This window comes from Pusillimonas noertemannii, assembly GCF_003096595.1.
Classification (GTDB): domain Bacteria; phylum Pseudomonadota; class Gammaproteobacteria; order Burkholderiales; family Burkholderiaceae_B; genus Pusillimonas; species Pusillimonas noertemannii.
This window is the reverse complement of sequence record NZ_QEKO01000002.1, coordinates 811,147-830,148: the sequence shown is the minus strand read 5'-3', so window position 1 is coordinate 830,148 and position 19,002 is coordinate 811,147. Positions and strand designations below refer to the sequence as shown.

At 58.1% G+C, this 19,002-nt stretch carries 18 protein-coding genes and 1 tRNA gene; all 19 read right to left on the bottom strand.

Going from position 1 to position 19,002, the window contains the following annotated elements; genetic code table 11:
* The 19 genes from C7440_RS11070 to C7440_RS10985 all read right to left on the bottom strand — a co-directional run bounded on the left by C7440_RS11070 (position 1) and on the right by C7440_RS10985 (position 18,789).
* The gene (locus C7440_RS11070) at positions 1-1,674 is read right to left on the bottom strand and encodes a cbb3-type cytochrome c oxidase subunit I (protein ID WP_116518597.1); all 1,674 of its coding nucleotides are present in this window, start codon (positions 1,672-1,674) and stop codon (positions 1-3) included.
* 203 nt (positions 1,675-1,877) lie between these two features.
* Positions 1,878-1,953, bottom strand: a tRNA-Thr gene (locus C7440_RS11065).
* Positions 1,954-3,119: 1,166 nt separating this feature from the next.
* Positions 3,120-3,311: a hypothetical protein gene (locus C7440_RS11060; protein ID WP_116518552.1), complete on the bottom strand. Its 192-nt coding sequence runs from the start codon at positions 3,309-3,311 to the stop codon at positions 3,120-3,122.
* A 21-nt stretch (positions 3,312-3,332) separates the two neighbouring features.
* Positions 3,333-4,172, bottom strand: coding sequence for a restriction endonuclease (locus C7440_RS11055; protein ID WP_116518551.1), 840 nt, complete (start codon positions 4,170-4,172; stop codon positions 3,333-3,335).
* A 45-nt stretch (positions 4,173-4,217) separates the two neighbouring features.
* Positions 4,218-4,382 carry a hypothetical protein gene (locus C7440_RS19870; RefSeq protein WP_165832544.1) on the bottom strand — a complete coding sequence of 55 codons (165 nt, stop codon included), beginning with the start codon at positions 4,380-4,382 and terminating at the stop codon, positions 4,218-4,220.
* A 580-nt stretch (positions 4,383-4,962) separates the two neighbouring features.
* Positions 4,963-7,794: a hypothetical protein gene (locus tag C7440_RS11050; protein WP_118984232.1), complete on the bottom strand. Its 2,832-nt coding sequence runs from the start codon at positions 7,792-7,794 to the stop codon at positions 4,963-4,965.
* 145 nt (positions 7,795-7,939) lie between these two features.
* On the bottom strand, positions 7,940-8,470 hold the full coding sequence (locus C7440_RS11045) for a hypothetical protein (protein ID WP_116518549.1): 531 nt from the start codon (positions 8,468-8,470) through the stop codon (positions 7,940-7,942).
* A 159-nt stretch (positions 8,471-8,629) separates the two neighbouring features.
* Positions 8,630-9,244 carry a tail assembly protein gene (locus C7440_RS11040; RefSeq protein WP_218940641.1) on the bottom strand — a complete coding sequence of 205 codons (615 nt, stop codon included), beginning with the start codon at positions 9,242-9,244 and terminating at the stop codon, positions 8,630-8,632.
* A 30-nt stretch (positions 9,245-9,274) separates the two neighbouring features.
* Entirely contained in the window at positions 9,275-9,469 is a 195-nt protein-coding gene (locus C7440_RS11035; protein ID WP_116518548.1) for a hypothetical protein, read from the bottom strand.
* A 224-nt stretch (positions 9,470-9,693) separates the two neighbouring features.
* Positions 9,694-9,921, bottom strand: coding sequence for a hypothetical protein (locus C7440_RS11030; RefSeq protein WP_116518547.1), 228 nt, complete (start codon positions 9,919-9,921; stop codon positions 9,694-9,696).
* A gap of 41 nt (positions 9,922-9,962) precedes the next feature.
* Positions 9,963-11,018 carry a tyrosine-type recombinase/integrase gene (locus C7440_RS11025; protein ID WP_116518546.1) on the bottom strand — a complete coding sequence of 352 codons (1,056 nt, stop codon included), beginning with the start codon at positions 11,016-11,018 and terminating at the stop codon, positions 9,963-9,965.
* 212 nt (positions 11,019-11,230) lie between these two features.
* Positions 11,231-11,779, bottom strand: a complete 549-nt coding sequence (locus C7440_RS11020) for a MarR family winged helix-turn-helix transcriptional regulator (protein WP_116518545.1) — start codon at positions 11,777-11,779, stop codon at positions 11,231-11,233.
* Positions 11,780-11,801: 22 nt separating this feature from the next.
* Complete coding sequence (locus C7440_RS11015) at positions 11,802-12,731, bottom strand: alpha/beta hydrolase (RefSeq protein ID WP_116518544.1); 930 nt, start codon at positions 12,729-12,731, stop codon at positions 11,802-11,804.
* Positions 12,732-12,752: 21 nt separating this feature from the next.
* Positions 12,753-13,448 carry an ABC transporter ATP-binding protein gene (locus tag C7440_RS11010; protein WP_116518543.1) on the bottom strand — a complete coding sequence of 232 codons (696 nt, stop codon included), beginning with the start codon at positions 13,446-13,448 and terminating at the stop codon, positions 12,753-12,755.
* Entirely contained in the window at positions 13,441-14,280 is an 840-nt protein-coding gene (locus C7440_RS11005; protein WP_116518542.1) for an ABC transporter ATP-binding protein, read from the bottom strand. Before C7440_RS11005 ends, C7440_RS11010 begins: the two co-directional genes overlap by 8 nt.
* Complete coding sequence (locus tag C7440_RS11000; protein ID WP_116518541.1) at positions 14,277-15,284, bottom strand: branched-chain amino acid ABC transporter permease; 1,008 nt, start codon at positions 15,282-15,284, stop codon at positions 14,277-14,279. Before C7440_RS11000 ends, C7440_RS11005 begins: the two co-directional genes overlap by 4 nt.
* Position 15,285: 1 nt before the next feature.
* Complete coding sequence (locus C7440_RS10995) at positions 15,286-16,167, bottom strand: branched-chain amino acid ABC transporter permease (protein WP_116518540.1); 882 nt, start codon at positions 16,165-16,167, stop codon at positions 15,286-15,288.
* A 24-nt stretch (positions 16,168-16,191) separates the two neighbouring features.
* Positions 16,192-17,382 carry an ABC transporter substrate-binding protein gene (locus C7440_RS10990; RefSeq protein WP_116518539.1) on the bottom strand — a complete coding sequence of 397 codons (1,191 nt, stop codon included), beginning with the start codon at positions 17,380-17,382 and terminating at the stop codon, positions 16,192-16,194.
* A gap of 126 nt (positions 17,383-17,508) precedes the next feature.
* Entirely contained in the window at positions 17,509-18,789 is a 1,281-nt protein-coding gene (locus tag C7440_RS10985) for a Rieske 2Fe-2S domain-containing protein (protein WP_165832543.1), read from the bottom strand.
* Positions 18,790-19,002 lie beyond the last annotated feature (213 nt).

Genomic DNA, 19,002 nt, shown 5'->3' with positions numbered 1-19,002 from the left:
TCAGGCTCCCGCCGCCGCCTGAAGCTCAGGCTGGTTCTTGCGTTGATGCAACAATGCCGGTCCTATGCGGTGGCGGCCGTAGCGCAGTGCCATCTGGGTGAAATGCACGGCAAAGACCAGATGGCCCAGCGTCATGAGCGTTCCGCCCAGGGTGCGGGCCTGCAGATAGGGAATGGTGACGAGCACCGACTCCATGAACGGCTTGGCCGCGTCGAGCATGTCCAGGCCCTGCAGCCAGCCGCCTATGCTCAGGCTGACGGCGTAGATGCCGATGCCGAGGGTGACCAGCCAGAAATGGACGCTGATGAGCCTGGGGTGCGGCCATTCCCAGTTCATGATGCGCGGCATGACAAAATAGATGGCGCCGAACATGACGATGGAAAAGAAGGCGTACAGGCCGATATGGGCGTGCGCCACGGTGAAGTGGGTAAAGTGGGTAACCGTGCTGACGCTGCGCAGCGCTTCGAAAGAACCCTCGACAGAGCTGAGGGTGTACATCATGGCGCCCAGCACGATGAAGCGCAGGGTGGGCGAATAATAGGTGGTCTTGAAATGCCCGCGCATGGTCAGATGCTGATTGACCGAGAAGGCAAGCACCGGGATGATCATCATCATCGACTGCACGATCGAGAGCGTGATCAGCCAGTGCGGCACCGGGCCGCCCACCAGATGGTGCCCGCCCACCTGGCCATAGAAAAAGGCCAGGGCCCAGAACCCTATCAGCGACAGGTTGTACGATTGAATCGGCCGGCCGATGATCTTGGGCAGAAAATAATAAACCGAAGCCAGGGCGATGGGCGTGTAGTAAAGCCCCAGCACATTATGGCCAAACCACCAGTTCATGGTGGCCTGCTCCACCCCATAGTGCACGGCGGGCAGCTTGCCCACCAGGTACAAAACCGGAAACCAGAAAAGCGCCGCGCCCATGTACCAGATCGACACATACAAGTGGTCGACCTTGCGATTGGCCAGCGTAAAGACCAGGGGCAGCGCGATGAGCGCGCCGCCCGCCACCAGCAAAATGCTTACCTGCCACGGTATCTCGAGCCATTCAAGGCCGTCGTTGATGCCCACCGCGATGCTGCCCAGGCCCGCGATCAGGCCCGCGTTCCACAGCATGCAGCCCAGCAGCGCGAAACGGCCGCCGTACAGATGGGTCTTGAGCAAACGGGGCAGCATCCAGATGGCGATGCCGAACGCCGCCATGGGGCACCACCCGTAGGCAACCATGTTCAGGTGCAGCGTGCGGGTGCGGCCGAAGGTAAGCCAGGCGTACTGGGTAAGGAACTCGGGATTATGCAGCTTGATCGAGCTGACCAGGCCGAAGGCCGAGGCGAACACCAGCCACACAATGGCACAGGCCAGGAAAACGAAGGAAACGTAGGCTGTTGATTGGTCGGCGTCGATCCGGTCGCGAAGCTCTTGCTGAAGCTTGCCGGCCAGCGACGGGTCGATCACCGCCTTGCCGCCCTCGGCCACCACCCTCTGCAAGCCCGCCCGCTGCTCAGAGGTTGCCGAAGGATCTTCGACGCGGCCGATTTCGCCGGTGGAGAAAATGACGCTGGCCGCCTCGGGATTGTCGTCGAACATATTACGCCGCAACGACCAGATGAAGATTCCCAGGCCGGTGACGGACAGGATGAAGCTCAGGAGCAATACGGTGACGGTATTCATGGTGCTTGCGCCAAACAAAACGGCAGATTGATTTGGCTTCGGATTTAATACATGTATTTTTTATACATCTTTTAAGCGAGTGGGTATCGAATAGGCCTACGCTGATAATGGGATTCAGGGGCGTGTAAACAGGTGTCCCGGCGATAAAAATAAAAATGGCCTACCCGTGGGGAAGGCCATTTCTTGCGGAATCTGCTTGGAATTGGTGCCGGCTAGAGGAGTCGAACCCCTGACCTTCGCATTACAAGTGCGCTGCTCTACCAACTGAGCTAAGCCGGCCAAAGGCGGTATTCTACCTTAATTAAAAGTGGAATGCCGCGCCATATAAGGCTTAGCACGCATTGAGCGCAACAGCACAGGACAAATAAATCAATAAAAATACTGCCCTATGCAGTAAGCATAAGATTACCGTATTCGCACTCTAAAATCAACAAGAATATTCAATTAAATCAGTTGGTTGCGTTCGATAGCGGCAGGTGTTCGCCCCAAGGTGTGGTGTCACCCCGTTGGCACCAGATTGGCACAAGAAATCGCGCCGTGGTGGGGCGTTCGAGCCTTGGGCAATGGACGGGGCACAGCCGCATGAATAGGGGCTTGCAGGCGCTGTAATCGCCAGCAGCTTGAGGGTGGAAAATTGCGTTTTCGTGAGCGAGTTACTGTCACAAGATGCGGGCACCTTGGGCAAGGGGTCGACCAAGTGGTCGGGCGCTGGACGCAGGCCAATAGGATGGGCGTGACATGGTCAGGGCGAGAGTGACGGGGTAGCTTTTCAGGGCTTGGGCAAGGCCCCGCGCTACCCTATGCCGCTTAAGAAATTTTCCACATTTTTAAACTTTCACCCTTGAACCGAAACCGCAGCCTGCCGCCTGCAATGGCAATTCTCCGGCCCCAGCGCCGCCCTCTACGTTCAATCCATGAACTTGCATCGCCGCCACCTGACGCCTGGCCAACAGGCTGTGATTGTGGCGGCTGCGCAGGATTGGGAGAGGGCGCAGAAACCTGGAGGTGATCGGAAGACGGATCAAGGTGCAACGTTGCACCTTGATTCAGCCAACGACCGTGCCACTCAATCCGGCGCAAGTCTGCGAACACAGAAAGCTGCGGACAAACTTGCCCGAGCCAGCCCTGAACTTGCGCTCAAGGTGGCGCATGGGGAGATTTCCTTGCCCAGGCGCTTAAGCAACTTGAGCCTGAGCCAGAACCGCAAGCCGCCGTCAGCTTATCGGCATCCGTTGGACGGTGCCAGTTGTCCAAGGCCGTCCGAAGCAATCGACCTACGCCTTGTAAGGGCGTAGCTCTACCAACCGAAACCGCCGTTTGCAGACGCTGCGGCGGCACTGTGGCCCCAGCGCAGCCTACTCCCTTCGAAAAAATTTTCGGTTCTAGAAACTTTCAGTTGCCGCAACCTGAACTGGGGGCAAATCTTGAAGCGGTAAGGTTCAGGCTTAGGGTTCGTCACTGAAGTCTGGTATTGTTTTTAAAAGAGAGGATGCTTCATCATGTCGCCCCTCATCCATCAGCTTTTGGGTTTCCACCAAGGCGTCTATCGCCGCTATTCGCTGCGTTATACGCTCTAGTGCTTTTTCGCGTTCAGCGCTGTCACCCGTGGCGCTGCTGTCTTCTATCTCGGAATTCATAAATTACACTCCTTCGAGTTCTTAACCTGTAGATACGCTATCGAGAACAAGGGCGGTAAAGTCGGCAAGCTGATCGTGATGCAACAGGACCACTTCGGCGGTATTGGCCAATTGTCTTGCCGCTATCGTGAAACTGCTATTGGTAATTACTGCACCTGTACTGATGCCCTCGTATGTCATACCGGCTATAACCTCCTGTACCGCTGCATTGCCTACTGGCGAGCTATAAAATTTGCATTGAAACGCCACGCGATTACCGTTTAGCTCCCCTATCAGGTCTACGCCTTGATCGCCCGAATGGCCTCGATGAACAACGGACCAGCCCAAGGCGGCCAGTATGTCACAGCATGCGTGTTCATAGTCATGTCCATTATTAACAATAGGCTGGGGCTTGCCCCCTGTTGGGGTGCGGCTTTTTTGCTCATCCTCATACTGATCCACCATCTGCCAGATAATCACAGATAAGGGCCTCTCAAATAAAGGCACTAAAAAAGCGGCCTGATGTTGTTTAAGGTCTCGATTAATTGCTGCCCTAACGGCATTTGATAGTGAACGAGCATTCACAATTGAGTCATTGATCTCTCGAAGGATCGTTTCTTTGAATGTCGGCAGGTAGTCCACAAAGTCATTGTCATACTTGAGGACATTAGCAATGAAGTAACTCAACTCCTTGATCCACTCAGTATCCCGCGCTTGTCCATAATCGTCATGGATAAGTTTCTGCTGCTTTTTTCGGCTTAGTGTGGGTAGATGCTTCCGAACAAGCTCTTGCAATTCTGCCCGAAGTGCATCGTGTTGCAATTGTCTCTCAGAGAGTGTTTTAACAATATCTTTCAGATATATTCTGTGTTCAATGTCCATAGCGCCCCCCTTTAATTACGCGAATGTATCATAGTGAATTATGTCTTAACGCTTGGTTTCGTTTTCGCTTTCGTGCAAGGGTGGAGTCGATATCGCCCACGGGCTGAGCTCTTGCTCGTAGATCGCCTCGCCCAGCGCTTCCGCCTGCACAAGCTGGGGAATAGTCAGGGGGGTGCTGTCCTTGTAGAGTGACTTCGGGCCGGGGGTCATCCGCGATAGCTTGATCGGCGGCGGATAAGAAGGGCTCCAGGTTCTCGCCTTGCGCCTTGCGCACTCGAAGGATAAGCGCATACGTCTTGTCCAAGTCCTCCTGAAGTCGGGATGCAGCCCGCACGATAGCGCCTCGGCCCTTTGTATCGAGGTATGGTTCGCTCAAGGCGCGTATGGTCTGATGCCAAGCTGTTTCAAGAATCAGTGCGCGGGCGGTCAGGCGGCGCAGTAGAAAGCCTTGCTCACAAAAACCATCGTCATTGAATACGATGCCAGCCTCGGCTAGGCGGGCCTCGTAGTCTGTATGGACGCGCTCAGGTGGGTACGAGCCATCGGGGGCGGACAGGTCGGCCAGCACGAAGGCGGAGGCCTGATCGGGGGCGGCTGGTAGTTTCTTTCTCATGGCGTTTTTGGTTTTGTAACATTTCAGGTGGCTGAACGCTGGGCGGAGGGTCAATTTCAGGGGGAAAGGGGAGTAAGGGGGAATAATCTATACCAGCTACTGAAAATCAGTATTTTTATATATAGAGCGTAGCGGTGAAATCAGTCCCCCGGATTCCCCTTTCCCCCTTGATCAGCGCTAGGCCGTCGCGCCTGATGCGTCGTCATCGTCTACGAATAGCGACGAAACAACCTGGTAGCGCTTTGCCGCCTTGCCGCCGCCTCCATTGACCGTACCGCACACCACCAGCTTTAGGCCATCTACTGGCGAGTTAACCTTTTGGGCCATCAGCTTTCCCAGTTGACGGGGCGACGTTACCGGCCTGTCGAAGCAGTCGCCCAGCGCTGCCCCCAAGCGCTCAGTCGCGTTCACAGGCCTAGCATTACTAAGGTTGTCGGATACGAGCGCCCACAGTTCACGAGCTGACATGGCCGTGATTCCCTCGGTTGCCAAATCGGCCCACGCTTGCAGGGCCTCGCCCCATAGGTTGCGCTCGTCGTCATGCTCCAGCAGTTGCTGTTGCAGCATTGGGGCGGGGTCCACAAAGCGGGGAGGCTCACCGTCTGCGCCTTTGAGCAGCTTGTCGCCATGCCCAGCCAACACCTGCCCCAACCAATCCACACAACCAGCAACCATACGCCGCCACTGGCTAAAGTCGCCGCTCGTTGCGCCCGCTGCCCTGCACTCGGGCGAAACCAGCCACGCCTGAATCAGCGTCAACGCCGCCCGAACAATTTCGCCGCGCCCAGCCTGAACCACGCCTCGCGGGTCAAACGAAAACTTCCGTTCGAGCACTCGTTCCGTTTTGGCGTCCAAGTAGCAGGTCAAAATGCGCCGGTTTGAGTCGCCGCGTAGCTGGCCATTATTGGCAGTAATTAGCCACAGTGCCCGCCCAGCTTCGACCATTTCGCTACTGCCCAGCAAGCGACCGCCACTTTTGCCACTAGTCAGCATAGCGTCAAAACTGCCTGTGCCGAACGTGCCGACGGCATTGTCGAGGATGTAGCATCCTTGACCCTTCACCAGCAGGGCGGTAATGGTTTTATCAAACTCTACAGGTTGCATGGGCGGTTGTGTAATCGAGAACCCGCCCGCCAGGTAGCCGATGGCTTCAGCAAGAAACGATTTACCTGTACCTGCAGACGGAGCGGTAAACATAAAGCCGGGCGCGACATCTAGCGAAGGCCTGATGACCGCCGTTAGCACCGCCGCCAGCGCCACGGATTGAGCGTTAATGTCGGCATAGGGAAACAGATGAAACGGGCCCCAGAGCGTATTAAAGGCCTCGATGATTTCAGCCTCGGATGGCTTGCGGGGGATAGGTTGCCAAGCATTGCGTGACGGGTTGATCAGCAGTACACCGCTGTCGGTGTGAAAACCCTCGTCTTCGACCAAGACGCCCTTTGCCGTGATGATGGGGTGCTTGGATACACCAGCCAGTTCCGGCAAATGGACACCACCTGTACCGGCTAGCTCACTGAGTCGCTGGCCTAGTTTTTCAGGGCAGCGCTTTGGCGTCGGCACTGGTGTCTTATTTTCCATACGAAAACCCACGAAGCTGCAGATGCTTTCGATTTCGTGGAGCAGCGCTTCGTTACGCAAGCCCACAATACGCCCGTCGTCGTTCACCGTGCAGATGCGGCCACCCTGAAGATAGAATTCCCCATGCTTGCGCATCTCCCGAGCTACACCTTCTGCTAGGTCGACGTATTTATCATCCACGACATGCAGCACCGACTTCGCCGTCTGTAGCGGGTACCATGTATCGGTCTTATGGTTGAATATCTCCGGTTTGCTTTTGAGCAGCTTCAACCAAGCAACCTGTCGCTGATCGGGCCGTGGATTGATCGGGTCGCAACAGTACATGCCGTTGTACTTTTCTGGCTCCTTCAGGATCTGGGCGACGGTGGCCTCGGTGCCATCCTCCAGATGCAGCGGCCACCCACCGTCAAGCGGGGCACCATTCAGCACAGCGCGAACCAAGTATTCAGCCTGACTCACCTCTATACCGCGCCGCTCCGCCTCTTGGGGCGCATGCTCAGCGATGTAGGCCGCTTTGGCTACAGCAATTTCGGAGGCTTTCGCTTCTTTGGCTTTTCTGAGCAGCACGTCGAAGTCGTGTTCTTCTTGTGGCGTCAGGCGGCCCACGCCACCAGCCTGCAAACACGGTTCATCACCACCCAGCAATATGCAGTCGCCCCGATCTTGGTACAGGCCGTCGCCCATCTCCGCACCGCCTGCAAAGTCCAGTCGGTTCGTCTGCCATACAAGGCCATCGGCGGGGGCGCGTTTCAATGCAGAGCCACTTTTGCTTACTTCAAGCCAACCATGACCATTAAGCCAAAGTCGAGCAAACAGCGCCGCGCCAATTTCAGGTATGCGTTGGGCGTCGTCTACGACGAAGTACAGCCGCTGGCCGTTCACGCCATACACTTGCTGCCTATCCGCCTCTCGGAACACGCAAGACGAACCGCTCGGACGCAACAAAACTTGCACCTGAACCAGTGCAGGCACGGCGTCGCAAATGCAAGAGAATAGTTCTTCTTTGGTCAGTGTCGGGGCACCGTGGGGGGCGTCATAATCGACCATCATCACACCTGCCCCGGCAGGCCATACAAAGGACTCTTTGGTACGAAACTGTTTTCCAGCGGGCGGCTCCTTACGAGCACCGCGCGGAACGATCGGGCCGTCGCCCTTTGCAGGCAAGCCATAAGTGAGCGCCTGCTTAGGTGTGAGCGTTTCTAAGAACTGTGCAAAATCAGTCAGGGTTGAGAACTGTCTAATCTGTGCATGGCCTTCTACCATGTCACCGCCCGTAACCTTGCGCGGGTTGCCGTCGGCATCAAGCTCTATCCGTTTGGCAAGGCGCGACGGCTTTGTCGCCGTCAATAAACACACCTGAAAGGTGGGGGCGGCAAGCGCCGCCTCGGTGGCGTTGTCGGCTTCGATGCCGATCTTGTCGTTTTGCATGAAGGCTCCTGTATTCATGCGGTTTTCCAGTCGAAACGCTCGACTAGAGGTACTGCCCAGCGGTACAATAAGAGCCTGAGGTGTTGGCCGTTGTACCGCGTCACTGCAAGCCCTGAACCAAATGCGGTTCAGGGCTTTGTTCTTTCTACCTGCTCATGAGGTCGACTTCATGCTCCCTCAACCATGCGCCATTAGGCCCCGCTGGGTTCATCGGGTCGTAGACGTGCAAGTCTTCCTTGAGGCTATCGAGCGCCTTCTCGAAGAAAGGCCCCGCCAGCTTGATTAGCTGGCATCGAGCCTCAGACCGTACCTGCTCAGTACTGCCGTGTAGCGCCTTCGTGTACAGGCCGGCATACTGTTCGCCCTTGCCCGCCCGGTCAATGAAAACGCGAACCTTGGCGCAGTACTTTAGATACAGCACCCACTTGAACGAGTAGTCGCTGGCCTTATCAACCAGCGCCGCATCCTGTGCAGGCATAAGAAAGGCCAGTGTCAACGGGTCGCCCATTCTGTGCCGTGCGCAGTCAACATGCTGAGCGGCTTCAATCAAGCGTTGCGCAGCACTGCCTGCATCCAGGCCAAAGCAAACTTCCCGGCCCAGGTGGGTCTCGAAGCGGCGCGAGATTTCATCGGCCAGTTCGTCTACGCGGGCCATTGCCCTATCGGTATCAGCCATCTTTTTCTCCTTATAGTTAGCTGATGAAGAGTGCCGGGGGAATTTATCGACCCCGCCCCCGGCATCGGGGCTTACATGCTGGACCTGTTCCCGATCCCCGCCGCAGGTAAAGACCATAGATGGCGGGGCACGGCGACATAGGACAGCATCCAACCTGTTCTAACTGTTTGTGTCGGCGGCAAAAACGCCCGCACTAATGACTGCGCTACCTGCCATGACCTCTCCGTAACAGAGCGGCACGGGGCGGCCTTGGGCGGACGTGTTCACTACGCCCAAGGATGTATTCGGTTCGTTTTGCGGGGCGTCCTGGATGCTCAACTTTGGCTGGGGCGAGAGCATCTGCGCTATGCCACCCAAAGAAAGCGACATGCCTATGCCAAAGGCGGCAGTTCCCAAGGCGTTGAATGCCCCCGTAGCGGCGATGGTGCCGATGCCTGGTACGAATGCAAGCCCAATCAGCGCCGCCCCCAGCACCACCTGGAACAGCCCGCCGCTCTTCGCGCCTTGAATAAACGGCATGATGCGAACCTCGCGACCATTGTGGAAATTGTGTAGCTGCTCTTCGGGGTCGATCTGAGCATCATCGACCAGTACTTTGTAGAAGGTCTTGCGCTCTTCGGAGCACATATAGGCCGCAAACCCTTCCACCTGTGAACACAGGGCGCGAACGGCCTCCGCAGGGCTGGAGACCCAGAACTTGTGAGTCTTGCCGAACGTGCGGCCAAGTGCGCCGCCTAGTTTGATAGTCGTTAATCTTTCGTGGTTCTCGGGCATTTCCGCCTCTTATTATTCGAAGGTTGGGGGTTACGCTGTTTGACGCGCCTTGTACTTGAGCACGGCAGCACGGTCGAATACGGCCAGTCGCCCAATGGTGTACAAGGGCTCGATTTCCAACTGCTTGCGATGCTTTCGGACATGCAAATTGTTGGGCGAGATGCCCAGCACTTGAGCCAATGCCTGATAGCCGAATATTAAATTGGGGTCGGGTTGATTTCCCATAGCCGCTCCTATTTTTTGTTTGAGTTATCGAGGTGCTATTCTGTAATTTTAGACTGTCATGTAACAGACCGTCTACAACTATTTGAAATAGCGCCAGAAAAAATTGCAGGCCGCCCACCATGGGCGGGCCTGCTCACTGCATTGACTGGTTGTTAAAGAACGCGCAGGCCATAAGCCGCCTGCCTGATACGCCCTCAGCGGGAGCGCATCAAGCCGAAGGCCTATTAAGCCGCCTGCAACAAGCCCTTGCTCTTTCGATGCAAGGCGATCATCGCGTCGTTAGCCTCCCGTATGCGTTCCAAATCAGTCGAGATCAATCTCAGTGCCACGCCTAAGGCGTCCGCATCGAGTACGTCGAGGGGGTTCAGGACGTGGTTTTGAGCAAGGGCGAGGACGCCCGAAAGCTTGTTCAGGGCAGTGTCGATATTGTCGAGATGCGTAAAGGTGCTCATAGTGTTAACTCCAATTCTAGGGGGCGGTGTCGTTCTACGTGTTATGCCGTTGCCTCCAAGCGGGCCAGCTTAGACGCCAACGCCCCCGCTTTGATGTGTGAATACCTAGACAGCATTTGTACGGTTTTATGCCCCGAGATGGCCTGCAACTCAAGCGTTGATAGGCCAAGCGAAGCCAACCTGCTTATGGCCGCGTGTCTCAGATCGTGAAACGTGACGTCCTCCAGCCATCCGGGGCGGGCCTCGACCCCGCGTTTAGCGCATTGCGCCTCATACGCTTTACGGGCTTTCTTCACTGCCACCGCCCAGGCCTTGCTCATGGAGGGGCTACTTGTATTGAATACGGAGCCTGTCAGGCGTTCCCCCGGTTCCGTCTCGGGCTTGATGGTTTCGAGCAAGGCCACCGCAGCAGGCGGCAGGGGGATTTCGCGGGCATCGCCGTTCTTAGTCTCTTCCAGTAGCGCCGTACCGGCTTGCAGGTTCACATTAGGCCATTGCAGGGCGGCCAGTTCGCCCAGGCGAGCGCCTGAATACCACGCCGCTTGTGCGATACGTGGCAAGGTGCTGTTGGGGGAGTGGATAAGGATAAATTGCAGTTCGTCCCAATCAACCGTGCGGCTGCGCTGGTTCGATACCTTGGGCTTGGTAACGAGCGCAAAGGGGTTTGCCAGCGAGTGGCCCCATTCCTTGATCGCTACGGTGTAGACGTGCGCCAGCACAGACATGCGGCGGTGGACGGTGGCGGGGGCGAGAGCCTTTAGCCAGTCATTACGCAGGCGGGCAAGCTCCACCGCCTGTATCTGGTCCATGCGCTTCTTGGCTATGTCTAGGCCAGACAGTAGCGCTATCAGGTAGGCCTCTTTTTTGGCCCCCCGCTTCTTGGGTGTTATTTTCGTGCGGTATTTCTTGAGGGCTTGGCCAAGGGTGGGTATGTCGGCTTTGCCAAACTCGAATACGCCACGCCGTATATCGTCCTCAGTCTGGACGGCCCACACCTGGGCGGATCGGCGCTCTATGAATGTTTTACTGAGAGGGGGGAAACCTTGGACGCGGACACGTACAAGGTACTTGCCGTTTCGCTTGATGATCGCAGCCATAACAAACACCTTTTCTAGGTATCTGTCACCATGCTGTCACGGGCCCCTTGAGCGGGGCACCTGAAATGCTTGGAAAGCCGCTTAAATAAAGGCTTTCAGCCGGTCGGGCGAACCCCTGACCTTCGCATTACAAGTGCGCTGCTCTACCAACTGAGCTAAGCCGGCCAAAGGCGGTATTCTACCTTGTTTTGTCGCGGGCCAGATCGGTATGCCTAAGACTTGGCCGCGGCGGCCAAATCAAAGGGATCGGATCCGCCGTACTCTGCGATCAGCTTCTGCAGGAAGAGAATGCCCGCCTCGCGTTCCTGCGGGTTGAGCTTTTCGAAGCCGGTCGAAATCTTGAAGTTGTTGTGGATGGCGGTTAGCGTTGAATCCGCGACCTGCTTGCCTGCGGGCGTGAGGCGGATTTGCCATCCCCCTTTTCGCTGGGGATCGGGGATGCGTTCGACAAAGCCGCGCTGCGTCAGTCTTTCGAGCTGCTTGGCCACGGCCCCCGAGGTGATCAGCAAAGCCCGAAATAAATCAGCCGGGCGCAACGCCAGTGAGTCATTCGCCCGGCGCAGCGCCAAGAGTATGCGCATATCGCCGGTGCCCATCTGAAAATGGGATTGTGTGTAAGCGCGGAACTCTTGATCCACCCGTTGTGCCAATGCAAGCAGCGATCCGATGGTGACGAACGAACCGGCGGTAAGGTCCGGGCGGGCCCTTTGCCATTGCTCGGCAAAGTTCTTGATGCTTTCCTCGGGATGATTGTCATTCATAGTGTACTTGGCAGGGGCGGCCTTATTTCAATGCGGCATCGCGCAGGGCCGAGGCTACTTGTTTTTGTGCCTGCTCACTTGCATCGATCGCTCCACGCATACCGAAGAACAAATGTGTGACGCTAGTATAGACCACATGCACCGCTGGAACGTTGGCCTCGATCAGCGCCTTCGCATAGGCCGAGGCGTCGGAACACAAGGGATCGCATTCCGCGGAAACCAGCAGGGCGGGCGCCACACCGCCATGGGACGGCGCCAACAAGGGAGAAAGGCGCCAGTCCTCGGCCTTTACCCTGGTTCCAAGCCCGTAGTTCTTGAGCGCATGCGCCATGTCGTTTTTGGTCAACAGATAGCCTTCGCCGAACCGGTCCATGCTCTCGCCTTGCAGGCGGGCGTCCACGGGAGGATACACCAGAGCCTGCAGGCGCAGCGTCGGCGCGCCCGCATCGCGGGCTTTCAGGGCGACCACCGCCGCCAGGTTGGCGCCGGCGGATTCACCCATGATCATCAGGCGCTGGCTGGGCAGGCCGTGCGAGGCCCCATGTTCGGCAGCCCAGCATGTAACCGCCCAGGCGTCATCGAGCGCGGCCGGAAAAGGGTGCTCGGGAGCCAGCCGATACTCGACGCTCACGACGGCCAGGCCCGAGTCGTTTGCCAGATGGCGTGCCACGCTGTCGAAAGTATCGATGCTGCCCAGCATCCACGCCCCGCCATGAAGAGCGATAACGACGCCGATGGGGTTGGCCGGGCGATAGATCCGGATCGGTATTTCATGGCCGTCGTCGCCTTTGACCGTAAGGTCGGTGACTTTGTCGATGGCCGGCCCAGGCGGGCGGTTTCGGGCCCGTTGCGCGGAGCCGGCACGGGCGGTCTCGATGGGTGTGCTGGACAGATCGGGTTGCTGCTTGCTCGCGTCGAGAAGGGGCTGCAGCGCGGGGTGTATGAAGGTCATGGTAGGCCGGTGGATGCAAGGTTAATGTTCGAAGCCGATCAGGTCGGCCAGCTTCACGCTGCCGTCCAGGACATCCGTACTATGTCCTTCATGAACGATATTGCCTCGGTCCATGATGACGTAGCGGGTGGAAAGCTCCATTGCGATGTCGATGCGCTGTTCGATCAGCAGCATGGTGAGCGAGCCGTCCGCGATGATGGCCTTGAGTACGTCCGAGAGCTGTTCGACGACCCTGGGGGCCAGGCCTTCGGAAGGTTCGTCCATCAGGATCAATCGCGGATTGCCCAGAAGGGCTCGGGCGATGGCAAGCATCTGCTGTTCGCCACCCGAAAGATGGCATGCCAGGTTGTCCATGCGCTGCCCCAGGCGCGGCAGCAATTCCAGGACACTTGACTGCGTCCATCGGCCTGGACGCGCGGAAACATTGAGATGCTCCCGGACGGTCAGGCTGGGGAAGACCTCGCGATTCTGCGGTACCAGCCCGAGCCCAAGCCGTGCGCGGCTGTATGCGGACATGCGGCTGATGTCTGTGCCGGCAAAGGCGATGGTGCCCGAGCTTTGTTGGGCCCGGCCCGAGATCAGTTCAAGCAGGGTTGTCTTTCCGACTCCGTTTCGGCCCACGACGGCCACGCATTCGCCTTGGTCCAGCCTCAGGGAAAGATGCTCGACGACGGTGGTTCGCCCCCAGCCGCCGGTCAGGTCCTTGATTTCAAGCATGGGCTCGCTCCTCTTCGAACCGCTCTGTTCTTTTGCTGCCAAGGTAGACCGTCCTTACTTCGCTTGATTTCATGACTTCGTCGGGGCTGCCGCTTAACAATATGCTGCCCTCGACCAATACGGTTACTTCCGAGGCGAAGCGCCTGACCAGTTGCATGTCGTGTTCGATCAACAGTATGGCGATTTCGGGTGGTAGGCGGTCGAGTGCGCGTAGAAGTAGATTGCTTTGAGCCGACGGGATTCCGGCGCCCGGTTCGTCCAGCAGCAGAACCTTGGGTTTCAGCGCGAGCGCGATGGCGATTTCGACGAGCCGCTGCTGGCCGTAGGCCAGTTCGCCGATCGTCCGCCGCTGCACGTCCTGCAGTCCGACCGTGCACAGTATGGCTTCCGAGCGTTCCAGCACGGCCTTGTCGGCTTTCGCGGGAGACCATGGCCGCCAGCTGCGCATTGCACATTCGCTCACGGCCAGGTACACGTTCTCGAGCGCGGTGAGACCGGAGAACAGGCTTGACACCTGGAATGTGCGTACCAATCCGCATTTCACGCGTTGGGCGAGATTTTTATGCGTGACATCCTGCCCATACATACGCACCGTGCCGGCGTCCGGCCGCAGCACTCCGGACAGCAGGGCGATCAGTGTCGACTTGCCGGCGCCATTGGGCCCGATCAGGGCGTGCCTGGCGCCAGGAGCCAGATTCAGGCTTACGTCTTGGGTCACGTTGAGGCCGCCGAACGCCTTGCGCAGGCCGACGGCCTCCAATGCGTAGGTGGCGGGTTGGATGGCGCCCCCTTCCTGGTCCTGGGAAGCCGGCCGCCGAGGCACATGCGTCATGGCGCCTCCTTGTCTTTATTTCGGTTGTCGAATTTGCCGGCCATGGCGTAAAGGACGCCGAGGATGCCGCCCCGGGCAAACAGGGTCACGAGCACCAAAAGGAATCCGATGGCGATCATCCAGGCGTGGGGGTTCCACTGCTTGCTCAGGTCTTTGACGAGAAGATACAGCGGAGCGCCAAGCAGGGCCCCGAACAGATGTCCCACGCCACCCAGCACGAGCATGACGACGACATCGATGGACGTCTCGACGCTCAGCACCTCCAGGCCGACGAATTCCGTCGTCTGGGCCAGTAGCGCGCCGGCGATTCCCGCGATGAACGCGCTGATCATATAGCTCACCACAAGATGACGCATTACCGGCGACCCGATCAACTGCATGCGCAGGCGATTTTCGCGAATGCCGCGCAAGGCGATGCCAAAGGGGGAGGCGGCCATGCGCTGTACGGCGAAGAACACAATCATCAGCCAGGCAAGAACATACAGGTATTCTGTGGTGCTATAGATGCTCCATTCGAAAACGCCGAATATTGGAGACAGGACAATACCCTGCAATCCATCGTCGCCGCCGGTCAGCCAGCCCATCTTGTTGCCCGCCTCGAAGAACAGAACGGCGATGATCAGCGTTACGATGACCTGCGGCAAGCCCGTCAGGCGAAGGACGAACGGGCCGGTTATGGCCGCCAGCAAAGCCGAGCACGTGGCTGCCAGCAGCACTCCGCTGATGGGCTCTTGCCAGCCGGCTATCGCCAGCAGGCCTGCGGCATATGCCCCCACGCCGAAAAACACCGCGTGCCCCAGCGTAACGATGCCCGCGATTCCAAGCGCCACGTCCAATGAGAGGGCGAATAGCGCCATGACGGCCACATAGCTGGCCAGCGACAGGTAAGAGGGGAATGCGACGTATACGCTCAGCAGGGGTATGGCCAACAGGGCGAGGTCGGTCCAGCGGAAGCTTCGAGAGCCCACCACATCCGAGCCGAGGGACGATACGATTATTTTCATCCTAGGACTCCCTTCGGGGCGCGAATAAGCCCGCGGGTCGCAACGCAACCACGACAATCACCAATACATAGATGACGAATCCGCCCATTTCGGGAAGAAAGTAGCGGCCCGCGGTGTCGGTGATGCCGACGACGATGGCCACGGCAATAGACGATTTGATGTTGCCGAAACCGGTGAGGGCCACGATTATGAAGATCAGGGGAAGGTATTTGAGGGGATAGAGAGGCTCCAGCGGAAACAGGGCGGCCCCTATCCCCCCTCCCAATGCCGCAAGGCCGGTTCCTATGGAGAACGCCAGCATGACCACGCGATCCACGGGAATACCTGTTGCCTGCGCCATGCTCCGGTTGTCCACCGAGGCGCGCAGTTGCGCCCCGAAGTTGCTGCGGTCAAATACCAGCCAGAAGGCGGCAATGATGACGATGCCGACGGCAAGGATGAACAGCCTGTACACCGGAAAGGCTCGGCCAAAGAGCCCGATTTGCTGCGACAGCGATTTGGGAAGCGGAATGGAGACGATATTGGGCCCGAATACCAGCGCCAGCGTGCCGATGACGACAAAGCACATTCCTAGCGTCACAAGGATCTGATCGAGCTCCGGCAGCCGGTACAAATGAATGTAGATGGTTCGTTCCGCGACTGCACCCAGCAAGGCGATGCAAATCGTGGAAAAAACAATAGCACTGAAATAATCCAGCCCCCATTTGGCCATGACGTTTACGATCATATAGCCTCCGATCGCCGCGAAGGCGCCATGGGCTATATTGGGAACCCGCATCAAGCCCATCGTCATCACGAGTCCGATCGAGAGGACGAACAAGACTACGCCGTAGGTTCCACCGTAAAGGACAATGAAGGCCAGCGATCCGAGGAGTTGTTCCATGCGAGATCTCCGCTTCTCGTATCGTCAGTTTGCCATCCATTCGTCGGTGGGCGCCTGAACCGCCTCGATTTTATCGACCACGACATTCTTCAGCTTGCCGTCGACTTTCTCCACCTTGCGCAGATAGATGTTCTGCACCAGTTCACGCGTGGAGGGGTCTATTTTCATGGGGCCGCGGACTCCGTTCCACGAGGTGCCCTTGACGGCTTCCATTGCGGCGGGTCCATCCCAGGACTTTCCTTTTTGCGATTCCACCATTTGATACAGCAGGTGGGCGCCGTCGTAGGCAGAGGCGCTGGCGAAATCGGGTTGGGTGTCTGGGCCGAAGAGCTCTTTCAGCTTGGCGACAAAAGCCTGGTTCTCGGGGTTGTCGAGGGCTTCGGCGTAATACAGCGACTGGTAGAAGCCAAGTACGGAATCGTCGTATTCAGGCAGCATGTGGTCTTCCGCCTCTCCCATGCCGATCACCATCGCGCTTTTCATCAGGCCGCGCTCGGCCAGGGCCCGCATCAGGCCGATCGCGGGCGCGCCGGGGGGAACGAACACATTGACGACGTCGGGCTCTGCCTGTGCGATACGTTCGACGATGGCGGCAAAGTCCACCGTGCTGAGGGGAACACGGGCCTCTCCAATGATCTTGCCGCCTTGCGCCTGGAAGGTCTTTCCGAATGCTTTTTGGGCGTCGTGGCCGGGGGCGTAGTCAGATACGACAATGTATGCGCGCTCTTTATCGTGCTTGCGCGCAAACACGGCGGCAGAGCTTGCCGACTGGGCCGTGTGCTGTCCCGTCTTCAAGAAGTACTTGGAAGACTTGGGCACCAGTGGCGACGAGGCGATGAACAAGACGGCTGGCGTCTTTGTCTTTTCGATCAGCGAACTGACTGCCAGCGCATCGGATGTCAGGCTGAAGCCGGCGAGCATATTGACTTTCTCGCGTACCAGCAGCTCTTCGCCCAGGCGCTTGGCGACCGCGGGGCTGGGGCCGCCGATATCCCGGAACACGAACTCGATATTGCGTCCGCCTGCTTGCTTTCCGTGCAGGGCGACATAGGTGGCGATGCCTTGCCGGAAGGACCTCCCATTTTGGGCGAAGGGCCCCGTGTCTTGCGACAGGACGCCGACCTTGATGGTTTCCTGGGCGACCGCTGGGGAGATAAGGCTTAGCGCCAGTGCGGCCTGGAGCAACGGCCGCAACAATGCCGACAGTTTTTTCATTTGTCTTCCTCTTGAGGTGGTTGGCCGGTGGGCCGGCGTATTGTCTTGTTTGTACTTATTGATGGGTATTGATGGGCGCCGGCTCAGCCCATGGTGCCGGTCGGCGCCGCCGCGGGATCGCCGCGTTTATGATTCGCTTGTATCCAGTTCCGGCATGACCAGCTTTTGCCAGCGATCGCCCTTTCGCACGGTTGTGTCGATAAGCGATACGACGCTGGAGTAATCCGCCACATGGACGCCTATGGGGTCCTCGCCCGCCTGGCAGCGGCGGACGGATTCCATCAAGCGCGCCCTCAGGTGCATGACCGCCCTGTCAGCCGCCACCAGATGTTCTTTGGCGCGGTTCACAATGGGCCCCATGGAAATGGCCAGGACCGCGTCTTCTTGTTCTATGCCGCTGAAGCCTGTAAAGCTTTTGTCCATGCGGTGGCGATCCTGGTTCATGCGATTGACTTCCCAGTGGGCGCGGAACTTGCAGTCTTCTTCGTTCCAGAACCGCTCGTCGAGCAGCCCCAGAATCTGCAATACGCCCTGACGGTCGGCTTTCTCGTCACCATGACAGATGACATAGGTGCTGGTTACATGGTCGTTCTGGGGAACTTCAAACAAATAGTATTGAAAGCTGCCGGGCGCCGGGATGATGCGCCCGGTCGGAAAAATGACCGGGGTGACGCGGATGCTGTGAGTTTCCGTGCCGTCGGACTCGATGGGGCCTTTCCGTTGGGCCGCGTAGATATAGCCATACTCGGTATCGACAATGTCCAGAGAGGGGGCGTGATCATCCACGGCCATGATGCCCAGATCCACCGTTTCCACCGCAGTGTCTTCGGAAATAGCCACGTGATCGTGATGCAGGATGCCGACGTGCGAGCTGTCGGTGCCGCCCTCGTAAAGCTGGAGGTAGTTGGCGTCCGTGTCCACGCGGACCACCACCCGGTTCTCGTCGGCGCCCCGCATGAATGCATAGCGTTGAAAGACGGGTTGTTTCTCTTTGGGCCCAATGTAGGTCCAGACGAGCCCCCCTTCTTCGCGCACGGGGAAGGAGGGGGCTTTCATGCGCTCGCGGAAGCTGGCGCTGTTCGGATGATTGGGCATCTCTTGGATGGAGCCGTCTATGCCGAACTTCCAGCCATGGTAGAGACAACGGATACCGTTGTTTTCCACCCTGCCCAACGCCAGGGAAACACCCCGATGCATACAGGCCTCGTCCAGTACGCCGACTTGCCCGTCGGTGTTGCGGAATACGACGAACAGCTCGCCCAGAAGCTCTGTGCGCAGGGGCGCGCAGTCGGGTGCGGGTAGCTGCGCCGACGTACAGACGGGCAGCCAGTAGCGCCGCATGGTTTCCCCCATCGGGGTGCCGGGGCCCACACGCGTGAGCAGCTCGTTCTCTTCTTGCGTAAGCATATGTCTTCCTCCAAATGTGCGATCTTGAGAATAGTTATGAGCAAATCGCTTCCATGGAAGTATATTAGCATCGCCAAAATAGGCCGTCAACGAAATGCGTGCGAATACACGGCTGCGAGCCTGCGCGTTGAAAAGCACAACGCGCCGGGCGGCATGCATTGCGCAAGATCCGCCGGCGGTGAGGTGTATGGGGTATGTGGAGCAGCTCGCCGG